Raw genomic sequence first — 14,533 nt, forward strand, 5'->3', positions numbered from 1 at the left:
GCCGTAAGGGTACGGATCCTTGCGACTCAGTCATAGCTTGCCTCCGCCCACCAGCGGTGATCCTCAAGAAGCAGCAGCCAGGCTGTTCCGGATTCATCCACCACCTGAAACCGGTTGAGGGCTCGGCCGTTCGAATCCCACCAGCGCTCGACGATAGGCCAAGGCCCGGCCCAGGAGGAAATGACGGATTGTCGGGGAGGCATCGCGACCAATACGGCAGGAGCAGCTGTCAGCAGGCCGCGCTCATCAACATCCACAGCACTACCAGTCCCATCTAGAACTTCAACGGGACGAGGCTCATCAAAAACGGTGGCAGGAGCAGGGCCGGGAAGCTGGCCGGGCCACGGGAGATCCCGACTTTTCGCCGCCGCTTCCGATGGGGGATCTCCCCAGGGAATGAAAACCTGCCGGTCGGTGAGCATTCGTCCACCGGCAACCATGGCGGTCAGCACCGCACCATGCCCCAGCATGCTCTGCACCCTGGCAAGACCGTGATGGATATTCTCATCGGGTCCCGTTCCCCATAGGCCATCCGCATGGTCACTAAGGTCCTCGACGGTCTCGGGTGAAAGTTCGACCCTGCTGATCCCTGAGCTCAGTCCATGTTCTACATTCCCGCTACCCTGGAGCTGCCACCGGACCCGGTCAAGGACATCGTCGGCGTCGAACCACCGTGGATGACGCCAGAGGCGGGCTGATTCCTCACCGGATTCCGAGTGGAGCCGCACTACCAGAACGGTGCACACCAACCCCGCCTCACGTAGCCGGTTCACGAACTCCTCAGCGGACAGGCGCAGGGTGAACGTCAGTTCATCGATGCGTGCCAGCGGCGGTTCACAGTGAACGACGACGTCGAGTTCCGCCGGTGGTTTTCTTTCCACCACACTGTGGTGGTCAAGACCGCTTGCCTTAAGGTGGGCCAGTGCGCCTTCCGCCCCAAACCGGTTCCGCACATCGGCGCGGGTAAGAGCAGCGAAATCGCCCAGGGTCCGTATTCCCAACCGGCGTAGGACCACCGCGAGTGCCGGTTCCTCCAGAACTTCCAGAGGGAAGCTGCTGAGAAAGGATGCGGACTCTCCGGGTGGAATGATCCACGCGGGATCCGTCCCCGGATCATCCAGGAACTCGGTTGCCCGGGCTGCATGCTCAGCAGCAAAAGGACTGTCTGCTACTCCAACCCTGGTTGCAGTGAGACCAATGGAGGCGAGGGCTTTGAGCAGCACAGCTGAAGCATGCTCCTCGCTGCCGTAATACCTGGCGGGACCCTTGGCATGGAGGGCACATAGTCCGGGACGGAGGACCTGCACCCCGGGCATGATTTCCTCGACAGCGGCAATTACGGGTTCAAAACTTCTTGCATCAAGAGCTGGATCATAGGGAAGAACAGTGAGGGTGGTGCACCGGGCCTGGGCTTCCCGCAGGCGGAGTCCTCGTTTGACGCCCTGTTCCCGGGCAGCGGGCGAGCAGGCGAAGACCTCGCCCTTCTCGATTAATGCCACGGGATGTTCCGCAGGCAGGAGGTATTCCCTGAGCGCCGCGGTAATGGGCCAGTCAGGACACCAGAGAACCATGGTGCGGGTAGAGGTAGGGGAAGCGGGTACGGGTTCACCCAAGGAAGTGGGATTCATGAGGCGCGGGCTGACCGGTAGGAAAATTCCTGTTGTCCGGGTTCTGCCTGAGCGGGGGCTGCCGTGGATGTTGACCACGGCCCGCGCTGAAGACCGGGAAGCCACAGGTCTGCTGTGCGGGCACGGCCGGTGGCAGCACGCGCAGTAATTCTCATCCTGCGGCTGCGAAGGTGTCCGGTACCCGCACCCAGGCCCTGCCAATCGCTTCCGGTCACGCTCAGTGTGGCATCACTGTGCGGCCAGGGGCCCATGGTCACCAGCGCAGCCCCTCGCTGACGCAGGCGGGCCATGAGGCGTGAAGCATCGGACGGAGCGACGTGTTTTGGTGCACAGGTCAGGACAATCGACACGACATCCACCATTGCTGCAGTCACTGTGAGCCATTGATCACCGGGGTGAGGTACCAAAACCAGCCTGTCCAGTGCGATGCCGAAACCTGCAGCGGCTTCCACACTGAAAGTAGGCATGCCAATGACACTGCACCAGGCTCCGGCGCCTGAGGGCCCGGCTAACAAAGCCATGGCGAGAGTGGTGGAGTTGGTCACCGAATACGCTGAACCTGCCTGCAGGCCGCCACCCGGAAGGACCCCTGCCAGCACCGGCACGGTGGGCAACCGCCGGGAAGAGGGCCGACTGCTCTGCATGCCGTTGATTTTGGATTGCAGTTCCGCCTTGAGCCGGGCTTTATCAGCAGAGTGATCCACAGCAGAAAGCACCCGGCGTGCACCCTGCGGGGACTGACCCGTGGGTGCCGCCTGAACCACGGTTGCTGCTGATGAACTCACACTTAATATTCGAACGCGTGTTCGATTAAGTCAATTGACCCGTGGCCCTGTGGATAGGCCCTACAGAGTAGCCTGTCACCATGTGTGGACGCTTTGTGGTGGCAGGCTCAAACAAGGACCTGGTGGATCTTTTCGACGTCGATGCAGTGGGTGAAAACCTTCCCGAACCGTCGTGGAATATCAGTCCCACCGACCCCATTCGTGTGGTGCTGGAATCCCTCAAGGATGACAAGGTCACCCGGCGGATGGAAGCAGCGCGATGGTGGCTGACGCCGTCGTTCTCGAAGGAATTGAAAACCAAGGGACCCACCTTCAACGCCAGAGCCGAGACAGTGGGAAGCAAACCCACTTTCAAACCTTCCCTTGAGAGGCGCCGGGCCCTGATTCCGGCCAGTGGATACTACGAGTGGCGAACCGAAGGCAAAACCAAAATCCCGTTCTACATTCACTTACCCGGCGAGCCGGTGGTCTTCGCGGGTCTGTATGCATGGTGGCGTAATCGTGAACTGCCGGATGACCACCCCAACCGGTGGGTTCTTTCTTCAACCATCCTGACGCGCGAAGCAGTGGGTGGAGTGGCGGAAATCCATGACCGCACACCGGTGACGCTTCCCCGTGAGTTCTGGAACGAGTGGCTGAACCCAGCCACCAAGGGGACACAGGAACTGGCAGATGAAGCGGTTGCCGCCTCCACTCCCGTTGCCGAACGGCTACAGTTCCATGAGGTTGGGCCGGTCCGGGACGACAGCCCTCTTCTGATCGAACCGCTGAATCCGGCCTAGGAGCTAGTCCTTCGCGCGCCGTGCTTCCTTGGCGCGCTTTTCCTCCGCACGCACCCGAGCCATTGTGGAGCGTTCGGCCACCAGCCACTCGGGCGGCGACTGCAGCAGCGCGGTGATTTCCGCCGTCGTCAGCGGGTCTGTGATCCCACCGCGGGCAAGGCCGCTGATCGAGACGCCAAGCTTGTGCGCCACCACGGGACGGGGATGCGGACCGTTACGGCGCAGCTCCGCGAGCCATTCGGGCGGGTTCTCCTGAAGCTCGTTGAAGCCGCCGCGGGTGATGTCGTTGTCCTGGAATTCCTGTGGCGTTGCGGGCAGGTAAATGCCAAGTTTCTTCGCGGCTGTAGCCGGCTTCATGGTCTGCGGGGACTTCGGTGGGGTCATTCTCCTAAGCGTACTGGGCGAGGGCCCCGCGCCGAGCGTAGCGAGGGGTGGGAGCCCGGAAGCGCGTACTGGGCGAGGGCCCCGCGCCGAGCGTAGCGAGGGGTGGAAGCCAGGAACGCGGTATAGCTGACTGCGTTACTGTGAGGACGTGCCCGCGTTCCAGCCCTCCGTCCTGAACATCGGCTTTGTCCCTGGGGTAACTCCGGGGAAGTGGGTGGGACGTTGGCGCGAAAGGAACCCGGATCTTCCGATCGAAGCGACCGAGTACGACGACGACGCGCTGGCTTCAGCGCTTCGGAACGGTTCAGTGGACATCGCCTTTGTCCGTCTGCCCATTGATCGGGACGCCCTCAGCGTTATCCCGCTCTATGAGGAACTGGCAGTAGTAGTGGTGTCGAAGGACAATGAGCTCTCCCTGCTGGACGAGGTGGCACTCAGCGAACTGGCCGACGAAAACGTCCTTGATGTCCAGGAATGTGGTGGCGCCCGAACGGCCATCGAGGTTGCGGCGTCAGGTGCGGGCGTCGTTGTGCTGCCCATGTCCGTTGCCCGCCACTACAACCGGCGGGATGTGATTGCGCCAGTCGTTCCGGACGCACCTTCAACGACCATTGCGGTCGCCTGGATTGCCGACAACACCACGGACGACATCGAGGAGTTCATCGGCATAGTCCGGGGGAGGACAGCCCGTAGCTCAAGGCAGCCCTCGGCGCAGAAGGAAACCCCCAAAGAACCGAAAAAGACAGCCAAACCCGCAAAAGGCAAACCCGCTTCCGGGAGGAACACCACCCGTAAGCCGGGAACATCCAAGGGCGCCTCAGGGGCACGTGGTCGAGGACGCCGTCGTTAGCGTCGAACCAGCGGTTCAGGAAGCTTCTGCAGCCACTGGCGGAATGACTGCGCCGGTGTTGACGCCCTGCCTACCGTGCTGGGCGATGATCTCGGCGTATCGGTGGAAGGATGCACGCGGTACCCGGTCGAGCGTGGCCGGTTCCATACGCACCAGGCCGAACTTTTTCGTGTAGCCCTCCTGCCATTCCCAGTTGTCCACGAGGGTCCAGTGGAAATACCCTCGGACGTCCACGCCCTCGGCAATAGCATCACCGAGTGCCGCCAGGTGCTTTTCCAAAAACTCGATCCGTCGGGTGTCTTTCACGTCTCCGCCGGGGCCGTCGTCGTACGCGCAGCCGTTCTCGGTGATGTAGATCGGCGGAATGTTTGGGTACTGCTCCTTGAGCTGCTTGAGGATGGTGGTCAAACCGCTGGGGATGACCGGCCAGTCGAAGTCGGTTTTCGGTACGTCCGAGTAATCCCGCTGCATGAAGGGAACCGGGAACAGCGGCGGAGATGCGCCGACCTTCGTGGGGAAGTAGTAATTGATCCCATAGAAATCAAGGGGCGTGGAAATGATCTCCATGTCGCCCTCCTGGATGACCTCGAAGGAGATGCCTTCAATCCCTGCGAGGTCGGGCGGGTATTCACCGGTGAGCAGCGGTGCCGCAAATTGTCCGTTGTGGTAGTGGTCATAGAGGAGAGCGAGTCCCCGCTCTTTCTCAGAGTCACTGGCCGGTTCCACCGGCGAATGGTTATTGACGACGCCTATGGGCGCGTCCAGCGTTTCGCGCAGCACCCGTACGGCCCGCCCATGGGCCAGCAACAGGTGATGCGCTACCGAGAATGCGCTGCCCAGCAGCATGAGCCCCGGCGCGGCCCTGCCTATGGCGTGCCCCACGCCGGTATGCACCACGGGCTCATTCACCGTCATCCAGGCGGCAACCTTGCTCCCGAACTCATCGCGGACAATCCGGGTGTAATTGACGAAGGCGTCGATGGTGTCCCGGTTCTGCCAACCCCCGGCATCCTGCAGGGCCAGTGGGAGGTCCCAGTGATACAGGGTTACCCATGGTTCGATGCCCCGCTCCAGCAAGGCATCGAGTAGACGGTGGTAGAACGCGATCCCCTCAGGATTTGCGGGTCCCGTCCCGGTGGGTTGGATGCGCGGCCACGCGATGGACATCCGGTAGGCTTTCCCGCCCAACTGCTTGAGGAGATCGAAGTCTTCCTCATACCGGTTGTAGTGGTCGCAGGCTATTGCTGGACTTGAGGCATCCAGGATGTTGCTGTGCTGGCTCGCGTATTCGTCCCAGATGCTCGGCCCGCGCCCGCCCTCGTTGACCGCGCCTTCAATCTGCGCCGCTGCCGTCGAAGTCCCGAATACAAACCCCTCGGGTAGTCCAAACTCGCTCATCAGCACTCCCTGGTCTCGATATCACTTCACTAAAGAACTCCCCACCCCCACCCGTCAACTGCATTGCCCAGTTTCTTCTCGGGATAGACCGATATGGTGCTTGCATGGCCCGATCCACTCCTTCCCCTCTTGGCCAGTTTCTTCCTGGTCAGCGCATGCCGCTTCGCCTGGCCAATCCTTCTCAGTTGACCCCGGACGGCCCGCTCGCACCGCGTTGGGGGGCCGGCCTCGCGATGACTGGGTTGGTGCTGGTGGTGTTGGTGCCGCTGGGAGGAACGCTTGCACTTGCCGGGGTGCTGCCCTTCGGCCCACAGCTGATCTTCGCGTCTTTGCTGCTGACGTGGACGGCGATGTTCGGCGTTACCCTGTACGCTTCGCGGCGCCATGGCTTCCGTTCTTTTACGCGCGACTTCGGCCTCCGGTTCCGGTGGATCGACCTGGCGGTGGGCATTGGCGTGGGCATCGCCGCCCGTATTGTGCTGGCGATCATTCTTGCGATCCTCACGCTGCTGTGGCCGCTGCAGGACGGTGAGGTGATCCAGGGCAATGCAGAATTGTTTCTCACCGGTGACACTGTCTGGCTGATTATCAACGGCGTGTTCGGTGGTGTCCTGATGGCACCTTTCCTGGAGGAGCTGTTCAACAGGGGGCTGGTGCTGCGCGGGGTGCAGAATGCACTGTGGCTTCGGCGCACCGGGGACCGGCGTGATGCCGTGGCCCCCGCCGTACAGAGAAGGTCCATTGTCACGTCCACGGTCATTGCCCTCCTGGTGAGTTCCCTTGCCTTCGGCCTGTTGCATACCGGTGCAGTTCCGGACCTCCGTTCATCCGTCTACCTGCTGGTCAGTACGTTCACCGTTGGTTTGATGTGCGGGGTTCTGACGGTCATCACGGGCCGCTTGGGTGCTGCAATTGTGACTCACGTAGTGTTCAACGGCACCGGCGTTGCACTGCTGCTGCTGATTCCGCCGGAGCTGTTGCCCTGATCAAGAACCGTTCGTACCCTCCAGGAGATCACCTAATGTTCCGCCGCCGAGGAAGGGTTGTGCAGCAAGGAAGCGGATCTCCCACTGCTGCGGAAGATGGTTGTCTGAACCGACTACCCAGTAGACCTGTAGCGCCGTAAAACCGTTTCGGCCGTACAAGGAAAAAGCGTCGCGGAGTCTTCCCAGTGAAGCCTGCCGCACCTCGATGGCGTGGCCGTCGAACTGCCCGTGAAACACCCGGCTTCCCGACCGGGTAAGCCGCGCGAGCTCCGGTTCAAGCTGTGACCAGGCATGCCGCACGTGGCCGGAACTTTGGCCATAGAGAATCAGCTCTGGCAGCCCCTGCTCAGTGCGGCCCACTGTGTAGGCGCACGGCAGGCCGCCATGGTCCTGGCTGACGCGCAGCTGCACCCCCTCCTGCCTCATCTGGGCCTGGATGTGTTCCTGGTTGAAGTCCTCTTCGCGTCGCAGGCTCGAGAATTCAAGTGAAGAACAGGGGCGATGAAAGATGAGGTCGGTCATGGTGCTCTCCTTCGGTGTCACTGATTCGAAGGTGTCATCCCCCTCCGACATTTCGCCGGGGGCTACGCTTGGCCGCATGCAGTTTCCTGTCTACGCCACTCTTCTCACCGACATTCGTGACACCGTGCTGACCATCACGGTCAATCGGCCAGATGCCCTGAACGCCCTGTCCTCACGAGTAATCGAAGATCTTGAGCATTGCCTTGCTGCGGTGTCTGAGGTCCTGACGAACGACGACGGCGCGTGGCCGGTCCGCGGAGTCATCATCACCGGCGCGGGGAAGGCCTTCGTCGCCGGTGCGGACATCCGCGAGATGACCGCGATGAGTCCCGATGAAGCGCATGCCTACAGCTCCCGCATGCACGGAGTGACCCTAGCGATTGAGCAGCTGCCGGTTCCGGTCATCGCTGCAGTGAACGGGTTCGCCCTGGGCGGCGGATGTGAGCTCGCTATGGCGTGTGACCTGATCTACGCGGTTTCGACGGCATCGTTCGGGCAGCCGGAAGTCAGCCTCGGCCTCGTTCCCGGTTTCGGTGGGTCTGTACGGCTGCCGCGGTACGTGGGCCAGGGTTTGGCCCGCGAGCTCCTCTTCACCGGACGCCGTCTGAATGCCGAGGAAGCACAGAGGGCAGGCCTTGTCACAGCGCTTTTCGACACGGTCGAGGAACTGCTCGGCGGCGCACACAGCACCGTCGTCCTCGTAGGGCGCCAGTCTCCCGCCGCCGTCGCACTGGTCAAGCAGACGCTTTCAGCCACGCAGGGTATGACCACCGCCGACGGCCTTGCTGTGGAAGCGGAGTCATTCCGCGCCGCTTTCGCTACGGAAGACAAGGTAGAAGGAACTCGTGCCTTCCTCGCAAAGGAGCGCCCCAACTTCCCCGGACGCTGACAATTCCGGCCCTGACCTGCGTAAAAGCTAGTGAAGGGGTATCTTGCTAAGCATGCTGAGAATTCACGAGGTGGTGCCGTGGCTGCTGCTCCTGCTGGGCCTCTCATCCTGCGGCATCGCCATTCCACAGGACCCGGAAGGAACGCTCGAAAGGGTATCGGGAGGGACACTCAGGGTAGGCGTCAGCGAGAACGCCGAGTGGGTCCAGCTGCCTGCGTCGGGAGATCCGGAGGGCATTGAACCGGAGCTGGTCGAGGAATTTGCAGACACGCTGGACGCCGGCATCGAGTGGGTGCAGGGCACCGAACACGAACTAGCGGACGACCTCCACCATGGTGAGCTCGATCTGGCCATCGGCGGATTCGGCGCGGACACCCCGTGGATCAAGGACGCTGGGATCACCAGGCCGTACACGGAAACCACTGATGAGCGCGACAAAACCGTCAAGCACGTCATGCTCGTGCCGCTTGGCGAAAACGCCTTCCTGCTGAAGCTTGACCAGTTCCTTCAGGCGCAGGAGGTTCAACTGTGAACAACGGTGAGAAAGACGCAGCCCGTTTTGGCCACACCGAATTGCCGCCGGAGCAGCAACGCGCACTCCGGAAGGCGGTCAAGTGGGAATGGATCACCATAATCTTCCTGGCCGTCTCCACATTTCTGGTGTATCTGGTGCTGGGGAACTCGCAGGCCATGAAGGCCGCGTGGATCGAAGACATGTTGTCCTTCCTGCCTCCAATCTCCTTCCTTGTCGCAACCAGGGTGATCCGCCGTCGTCCATCTGAGTCCCATCCCTACGGGTATCACCGGGCGGTCGGCGTGGCCCACCTGGTGGCAGCAGTGGCGCTGGTGGTCATGGGCGGGTACCTTCTTGTCGACTCAGGGTTGAAGCTTGTGACAGCCGAACATCCCACAATTGGCGGAATCACCCTGTTGGGCAATACCTTCTGGCTGGGATGGCTGATGGTGCTGGCGATGCTGCTGACAGCAGGACCGCCGGTGGTCCTTGGCATCATCAAGATGAAACTCGCCAAGACGCTGCATGACAAGGTGCTCTACGCCGACGCCGACATGAATAAGGCGGACTGGATGACAGCACTCTCCGCAGCCGTGGGCGTACTGGGCATCGGTATGGGTCTGTGGTGGGCTGACTCCGTGGCCGCGCTCATCATCTCCACGAGCATCCTGCACGACGGGATCAAGAATCTGCGAGGAGCTATCGGAGGTCTGACTGACACGCGGGCCAGGACTTATGACGACTCCGAGCCTCACCCACTCGGCGAGCGGATTGATGCGTACCTCCAGAGCCTGCCCTGGGTCAGGGAAGCCAGATCACGGGTCCGGGATGAGGGGCACGTCTTCCACATCGAGTCGTTTGTGGTGCCCAGGAAATGGCCCGGTGCAACGCTTCGCAGGATTGAAAAAGCCAGGGAGGCCTGCGTCGAGATGGACTGGAAGGCTCAGGACATGGTGATCGTGCCGGTTACGGTGCTACCCGAGGAGTTCCTGCCCGGCCTGACACAGGGCGGAGGGGAGTACCGCTAGAAAGGAGTCAGGGTGGCGGCCTAGCGGCCAGCACCCCAACCGCTTCCTGTACTACTTCTGAGCGGGCTTCACCACGTTGGCCGTCGGTTGCATGTTTTCGGCGTTGACCATCCAGGCATACTGCTCAAATCTCTCGATCATGCCGTGGAGGATATCCGCGGTCGTCGGATCTTCCTCGTCCACCTGGTCATGGACCTCACGCATCCTGCCGACGGCCGCCTCAAGCATGGCGACCACCATGGTCACGGTGTCCTTGGTGTCCACCAGGCCGGAGGGGAACTCATCCAGTGACGTGCCCTTGGCGACGACGGCGCTCCGTCCGTCCGGAACAGCGTGCAGTGCGCGCATCCGCTCCGCCATCTGATCGGCGAACAGGCGCGCATCCTCAATGATCTCGTCCAGTTGCAGGTGCAGGTCGCGGAAATTTTTGCCGACAACGTTCCAGTGGGCCTGCTTGCCCTGCAGATGGAGTTCCACCAGGTCAACCAGAACGGACTGCATGTTGTCGGTCAGGGTCTTTGACGCCTTCATAAATCCTCCACTCTTGACGGAAATTCGGACGCTGAACGCTGCCAGCATTGGGCTCCCAGTCGAAGTCCGGACTGGGCCCGGAGACTATTACTGGGAAAACCCTAAGTAAACTTAGCATTTCATTGATCCATGGTTCACCGTGGGTTAGCGTGGCGATCAAGCGGTCATCAGTCCGCGACTTGTTCCACGTGAAGTTCCAGTAAAAGAGGAGGAACAGACAATGGCAACAGTTCAGGAATTCATCGACGTATCGGTGCCCGTGTCCACGGCCTACAACCAGTGGACGCAGTTCGAAACCTTCCCTGAGTTCATGGGGGGCGTGGAGTCCATCACCCAGATTTCCGACACCCGCAATCACTGGGTCACCAAGGTGGGCGGAGTTGAGCGGGAGTTCGACACCGAGATCACCGAGCAGCATCCAGACGAGCGCATCGCATGGAAGAGCACCGACGGTAAATCCCATGCCGGCGTTGTGACCTTCCACCGACTGGATGACACCACCACCCGGGTGACCGTCCAGTTGGACTGGGATCCGGAAAGCTTCACGGAGAAGGTGGGCGCAGCAGTGGGTGCCGATGACCGGCAGGTGAAGTCGGACCTTGCACGGTTCAAGGAGTTCATCGAGAACACGGGCAATGAGACCGGCGCTTGGCGAGGCAACGTCGATGCACCCGGATCGGGTTCGGCTACAACGAGCCAGACGGCGGATCCGCTCGCGGGCGGAGTCGGCCTGGTCGATCCGTCCCTCGACGACCCGGAGTCAGGCGGACCCCGAGCCGCCAACCCGGCTTAGCCCTCACGGGTTGAAGGGAGGGCTCTCCATAGGAGGGCTCTCCCTTTGCGCCTCTGTACGCGTCAGCTTCCGACGCTGATTGTCTCGATGGCTTTACTAGCACGCTCGGAGAGGCCAGCCGAAATCGGCGCACTGCCGGCGGCTTCCGCTGCGGCCTGTTGACCCTCTTCGCTCACCACGAACGTGCCGAAGGTCCGGGCAAGGTTCGCCGTTTCCTCGTCCTCATACGTAGTGCAGTAGATGTGATAGGAAACCAGCACCAGCGGGTAGGCACCTGGCTCTGTTGTTTCCCGGTCCAGGTCCAGTGCAATGTCGAACTCGGCGCGGCCTTCCACAGGTTCGGCTACATCGACCGCGGCCGCTGCCGCTTCCGGGCTGACCGCAACGTATTCAGTTCCGACAAGCAGCTTGGCCCGGCCCAGCGGCGGTCCGACGGCGGAGTCATCGGCGTAGGTTACAGCTCCCTCGGTGCCGGACACAGTGCTGACGACGCCCGCATTGCCCTTGGCGTTTTCTCCGGCAAGGTCAGCCGGGAAGGTGCCGTCCGCCTCGTCGGTCCACACGTCGGGCGCTACTGAGTGGAGGTAGTCGGTGAAGTTTTCCGTCGTTCCGGAATCGTCCGAGCGGCTGACCGGGGTGATTGGGGTGTCCGGCAGGTCAGCACCCTCGTTCTGAGCGGCGATGGACGGGTCATTCCAGCGCGCGACTTCTCCACGGAAGATGCGGGCGATCGTTTCCGCGTCGAGGTTCAACTCCTCAAGGCCGGGCAAGTTGAATGCGATGCTGATCGGCGCCACATAGGCGGGGATGTTGAAAGCTCCGTCGGGACCGCAGACTTCACGCGATTCCTCGAGTTCTTCCTCGCTGAGGTAGGCATCCGACCCGGCGAAGTCCACTGCTCCAGCCAGGAGGGCACCGCGACCGGCGCCGGAGCCGTCGGGGGAGTATTGCACCCGAACGTCAGGGTGAAGGGTGGCGAATTCCGACTGCCAGGCGTTCATGGCGGGGCCCTGGGCTGAGGACCCTGCGCCGGTTGTTGTTCCGCTGAGAGTGGAGTCGGCATTTTGCGCCGCTGCTTCCTGTTCCGGGCCCAGCGGGTAATCGGAGCCGCAGGACACCAGGGTAAGGGCTGCGGCACAGGTAAGGACGATGGTTGTCATGCGACGCGAAATCACACGCTCACGATACAGGTGAATGCAGCGTGAACTCACGTTGAACAACAGGTGAAGGGCTTCACGGCGACTGCAGGTCGCGCGTGGCCGGTCCCTCAAGCCGTACGCCGTCATGGGTGAAGCGCGAGCCGTGAAGGGGGCAGTCCCACGACTGTTCCGCGTCGTTCCAACTCAACACCCCGCCAAGATGGGTACAGACCGCGGAGACCCGGTGGGTGATTCCCGCGATCTGGCAGATACCAACCGGTCGGGCACCCTCCCGCACCACCACGCCCTGGCCCTCGGGCGGTTGCGCATGGGATGCGCGCACCAGTCCACCGAGCCAGCCGCTCACCATCTCTACTCCGACGCCCGCATTGGTTTTGGCGGTGCTCAGTGCGTCCTGCTTGCCTACTCGGGTTTTGTAGAGTTCCTTGGCCCACGGCATGTTGCCCCCAAGGATCTCTGCGGAGAGGGCCAGGGCGGCAGCGACGCCATTGGTGAAACCCCACTTGTTGAAGCCGGTGGCGGCATAGATGGCCTGCCCACCGATGGGCATCCTGCCGACATAAGGGACGGACGACGCCGGAGTGTAGTCCTGCGCGGACCAACTGAAGGATGGTTGCGCGGTGGGGAAGTGCTCCTGTGTCCAGCGGATGATGTCGTCGACCAGGGACTGGGTATGGGCCTGACGTCCGACTGTGTGTCCGTTGCCGCCCACGATGAGGTACGGGCGTCCCTCGACAGTGGCGTTACGCAGGGTTCGCGAGGGCGAATCAACTGACAGGTACATGGCACCGGGAATTTCATCCTGCACAGTGAAGGCGACAGCGTAGGACCGGTGCGGTTGCAGGACGGAGAAGTGTCCGCCGCGGTCCAGGATCGGCGTCCCGGTGGCGACGATGACATTCGCCGCGGTTACCTCGCCGCGCGACGTTTGAAGCGTAGTTCGTTCCCCCTTTGTGCTTCCGGCCTTCACTCCGGTGACGCGCACGTCCTCGACCAGTTCGCCGGAATGTTTACGCAGGTCGGCCGCCAGCGCGGAGAGAACTTCCATCGGATGGACCTGAGCCTGGCCGGCCGCGCGCAGTGTGCGCGTCACGGGAAAAGGAAGGTCCGACGAGGAGTCCTCCAGTACTGCAGTGAGCCCGGAATTGGCGCATGCGTCACGCTCTTCGCTGAGGAGACGGGCGCCGTCGTCTGTTACTGCGTAGTTGACTGCATCCCGGACGTCATAACTGATGCCGTTCTCATCGCAGAACCGAAGGAGCCAGCTCTGGCCTTCCCGGTTGCCGGTCACGTAATGGCGAGCCAGGGCGGCGCCGTGATGTTTGATGATGGAGGACAACTGTGTGCCCTGCAGGAGGGACACCTTCGCGGTGCTGTTTCCGGTTGTGACTGCGCCGGCAGAGCGGGCTTCCAGGACTGCCACCCGCTGGCCGGATCGCGCGAGCAGTGTGGCGACGGTGAGGCCGGTGATACCGGCCCCAACCACCACCGAGTCGTACTGGCCACCCTCCTTGAAGGCATCGGTGGGTATGCGCGGCGCTGATTCGAGCCAAAGGGATTTCACGGCCAGTTCTCCTTCTGTAGTGCGGTTTCTTACCAGTCCAATTCGATGTGAATGTTGTCGGGTAGGTCTGCCGGAGCGGTGCCGAGATAGATCACTTCACCGCTGTCCAGATCACGCAGGAAAGTGTGGAAAGTGCCGGGAGGGGTCCTTCCGGCGATGGGGGGAAAGCCTTGTTCGGCGGAAACTTCTGCCTTGAATCCGGGGGTAGGCAGGCCTTCAGCATCCACAGTGAACCAGTCCCACACCGCACCCGTGGCCAGGTCGACGGCAAGTATTGCCCCCGCTGGCCAGCCCCGTGCAGGAGTGCGGTTGGGTGCCGGAACCTGGCGTCCGGCCGGTCGGTCGTAACCGGCCAGAAGCTCGCCGGTATCCGCCCGGACAAGCCCTACCCTCAACGGCAACCCGGCGGTACCGGGCGTGAATGCGGGAGTGCTCCACCATCCGCTGTAGAGGGTCCGCAGAGGAAACACGTCTCCCGGTTCCACCGCGACCGGCAGCGGTTGGAAGTAGGGCGGGGAGGCAGCCTCGGAACTGCAGCCGGGAATAACGACGACGGCGAGCAGCACCGCTAGGCCCCCCTGTCGCGTCGGTCGCACGATTGACCACCTCCGTGCGACCAACGCTAGACCCCGTGATCCAACCCCTCAAGGGCCGGTGGGCATGAAACTGCTCCGTCCTGATCTGAGGACGACAACTAAGTATGCTGTCTGAAGTTGGAG

Annotated in this window: 15 protein-coding genes and 1 pseudogene; 7 read left to right on the top strand and 9 right to left on the bottom strand. The window is 62.2% G+C overall.

The features are described from left to right. Positions 1-26 precede the first annotated feature (26 nt). Together M1D74_RS00140 and M1D74_RS00145 are read right to left on the bottom strand one after the other, a co-directional pair. Entirely contained in the window at positions 27-1,499 is a 1,473-nt protein-coding gene (locus M1D74_RS00140; RefSeq protein ID WP_458116106.1) for a DNA polymerase Y family protein, read from the bottom strand. Positions 1,500-1,624: 125 nt separating this feature from the next. Next, positions 1,625-2,413: a hypothetical protein gene (locus M1D74_RS00145; RefSeq protein WP_458116107.1), complete on the bottom strand. Its 789-nt coding sequence runs from the start codon at positions 2,411-2,413 to the stop codon at positions 1,625-1,627. An 80-nt stretch (positions 2,414-2,493) separates the two neighbouring features. Between M1D74_RS00145 and M1D74_RS00150 the strand changes: the two genes are divergently transcribed. Further along, a complete protein-coding gene (locus tag M1D74_RS00150; RefSeq protein WP_458116108.1) occupies positions 2,494-3,195 on the top strand; it encodes an SOS response-associated peptidase in 702 nt (233 codons plus the stop codon). A 3-nt stretch (positions 3,196-3,198) separates the two neighbouring features. Here the strand turns inward: M1D74_RS00150 and M1D74_RS00155 are convergent, their stop codons facing one another. Then, positions 3,199-3,552, bottom strand: a complete 354-nt coding sequence (locus M1D74_RS00155) for a DUF5997 family protein (RefSeq protein WP_375164384.1) — start codon at positions 3,550-3,552, stop codon at positions 3,199-3,201. A 175-nt stretch (positions 3,553-3,727) separates the two neighbouring features. Here M1D74_RS00155 and M1D74_RS00160 point away from each other — a divergent pair, with 175 nt between their 5' ends. Continuing rightward, a complete protein-coding gene (locus M1D74_RS00160) occupies positions 3,728-4,429 on the top strand; it encodes a LysR family transcriptional regulator substrate-binding protein (RefSeq protein ID WP_458116109.1) in 702 nt (233 codons plus the stop codon). Positions 4,430-4,444: 15 nt separating this feature from the next. On the opposite strand, the gene M1D74_RS00165 is transcribed toward M1D74_RS00160, so the two are convergent. Continuing rightward, entirely contained in the window at positions 4,445-5,827 is a 1,383-nt protein-coding gene (locus M1D74_RS00165; protein WP_309070467.1) for a GH1 family beta-glucosidase, read from the bottom strand. 104 nt (positions 5,828-5,931) lie between these two features. Between M1D74_RS00165 and M1D74_RS00170 the strand changes: the two genes are divergently transcribed. Beyond that, positions 5,932-6,813, top strand: a complete 882-nt coding sequence (locus tag M1D74_RS00170; RefSeq protein ID WP_458116110.1) for a CPBP family intramembrane glutamic endopeptidase — start codon at positions 5,932-5,934, stop codon at positions 6,811-6,813. On the opposite strand, the gene M1D74_RS00175 is transcribed toward M1D74_RS00170, so the two are convergent. Next, the gene (locus M1D74_RS00175) at positions 6,814-7,335 is read right to left on the bottom strand and encodes a DUF4262 domain-containing protein (RefSeq protein ID WP_458116111.1); all 522 of its coding nucleotides are present in this window, start codon (positions 7,333-7,335) and stop codon (positions 6,814-6,816) included. Between the two features lie 76 nt (positions 7,336-7,411). On the opposite strand from M1D74_RS00175, the gene M1D74_RS00180 reads away from it, so the two are divergent. Genes M1D74_RS00180 through M1D74_RS00190 form a run of 3 tightly spaced genes read left to right on the top strand, consistent with a single transcriptional unit; the run spans position 7,412 to position 9,766 of the window. Beyond that, positions 7,412-8,224: an enoyl-CoA hydratase/isomerase family protein gene (locus M1D74_RS00180; protein WP_458116112.1), complete on the top strand. Its 813-nt coding sequence runs from the start codon at positions 7,412-7,414 to the stop codon at positions 8,222-8,224. A 52-nt stretch (positions 8,225-8,276) separates the two neighbouring features. Next, the gene (locus M1D74_RS00185) at positions 8,277-8,756 is read left to right on the top strand and encodes a transporter substrate-binding domain-containing protein (protein ID WP_458116113.1); all 480 of its coding nucleotides are present in this window, start codon (positions 8,277-8,279) and stop codon (positions 8,754-8,756) included. Beyond that, entirely contained in the window at positions 8,753-9,766 is a 1,014-nt protein-coding gene (locus M1D74_RS00190; RefSeq protein ID WP_458116114.1) for a cation diffusion facilitator family transporter, read from the top strand. The genes M1D74_RS00185 and M1D74_RS00190 overlap by 4 nt, the downstream gene beginning before the upstream one ends. A gap of 51 nt (positions 9,767-9,817) precedes the next feature. Here M1D74_RS00190 and M1D74_RS00195 read toward each other — a convergent pair whose 3' ends face one another. Beyond that, positions 9,818-10,297, bottom strand: coding sequence for a Dps family protein (locus tag M1D74_RS00195; protein WP_458116115.1), 480 nt, complete (start codon positions 10,295-10,297; stop codon positions 9,818-9,820). Positions 10,298-10,517: 220 nt separating this feature from the next. Between M1D74_RS00195 and M1D74_RS00200 the strand changes: the two are divergent. Continuing rightward, a pseudogene (locus tag M1D74_RS00200) lies at positions 10,518-10,967 on the top strand (SRPBCC family protein); the annotation flags it as partial. A gap of 185 nt (positions 10,968-11,152) precedes the next feature. On the opposite strand, the gene pstS reads toward M1D74_RS00200, so the two are convergent. The 3 genes from pstS to M1D74_RS00215 form a co-directional block, all read right to left on the bottom strand. Next, the gene (pstS, locus tag M1D74_RS00205; RefSeq protein ID WP_309124308.1) at positions 11,153-12,250 is read right to left on the bottom strand and encodes a phosphate ABC transporter substrate-binding protein PstS; all 1,098 of its coding nucleotides are present in this window, start codon (positions 12,248-12,250) and stop codon (positions 11,153-11,155) included. A gap of 73 nt (positions 12,251-12,323) precedes the next feature. After that, on the bottom strand, positions 12,324-13,814 hold the full coding sequence (locus M1D74_RS00210) for an FAD-dependent oxidoreductase (protein ID WP_309124306.1): 1,491 nt from the start codon (positions 13,812-13,814) through the stop codon (positions 12,324-12,326). A 29-nt stretch (positions 13,815-13,843) separates the two neighbouring features. Next, on the bottom strand, positions 13,844-14,410 hold the full coding sequence (locus M1D74_RS00215; protein ID WP_458116116.1) for a hypothetical protein: 567 nt from the start codon (positions 14,408-14,410) through the stop codon (positions 13,844-13,846). Positions 14,411-14,533: the final 123 nt, after the last annotated feature.

It is taken from the genome of Arthrobacter sp. D2-10 (assembly GCF_054161285.1).

What these genes read in the sequence shown, in the direction of transcription:
- M1D74_RS00150 (WP_458116108.1), top strand. Translation starts at nt 2,494, where the DNA reads ATGTGTGGACGCTTTGTGGTGGCAGGCTCAAACAAGGACCTGGTGGAT.
- M1D74_RS00155 (WP_375164384.1), bottom strand. Translation starts at nt 3,552, where the DNA reads ATGAAGCCGGCTACAGCCGCGAAGAAACTTGGCATTTACCTGCCCGCA.
- M1D74_RS00165 (WP_309070467.1), bottom strand. Translation starts at nt 5,827, where the DNA reads ATGAGCGAGTTTGGACTACCCGAGGGGTTTGTATTCGGGACTTCGACG.
- M1D74_RS00170 (WP_458116110.1), top strand. Translation starts at nt 5,932, where the DNA reads ATGGCCCGATCCACTCCTTCCCCTCTTGGCCAGTTTCTTCCTGGTCAG.
- M1D74_RS00175 (WP_458116111.1), bottom strand. Translation starts at nt 7,335, where the DNA reads ATGACCGACCTCATCTTTCATCGCCCCTGTTCTTCACTTGAATTCTCG.
- M1D74_RS00180 (WP_458116112.1), top strand. Translation starts at nt 7,412, where the DNA reads ATGCAGTTTCCTGTCTACGCCACTCTTCTCACCGACATTCGTGACACC.
- M1D74_RS00185 (WP_458116113.1), top strand. Translation starts at nt 8,277, where the DNA reads ATGCTGAGAATTCACGAGGTGGTGCCGTGGCTGCTGCTCCTGCTGGGC.
- M1D74_RS00195 (WP_458116115.1), bottom strand. Translation starts at nt 10,297, where the DNA reads ATGAAGGCGTCAAAGACCCTGACCGACAACATGCAGTCCGTTCTGGTT.
- pstS (WP_309124308.1), bottom strand. Translation starts at nt 12,250, where the DNA reads ATGACAACCATCGTCCTTACCTGTGCCGCAGCCCTTACCCTGGTGTCC.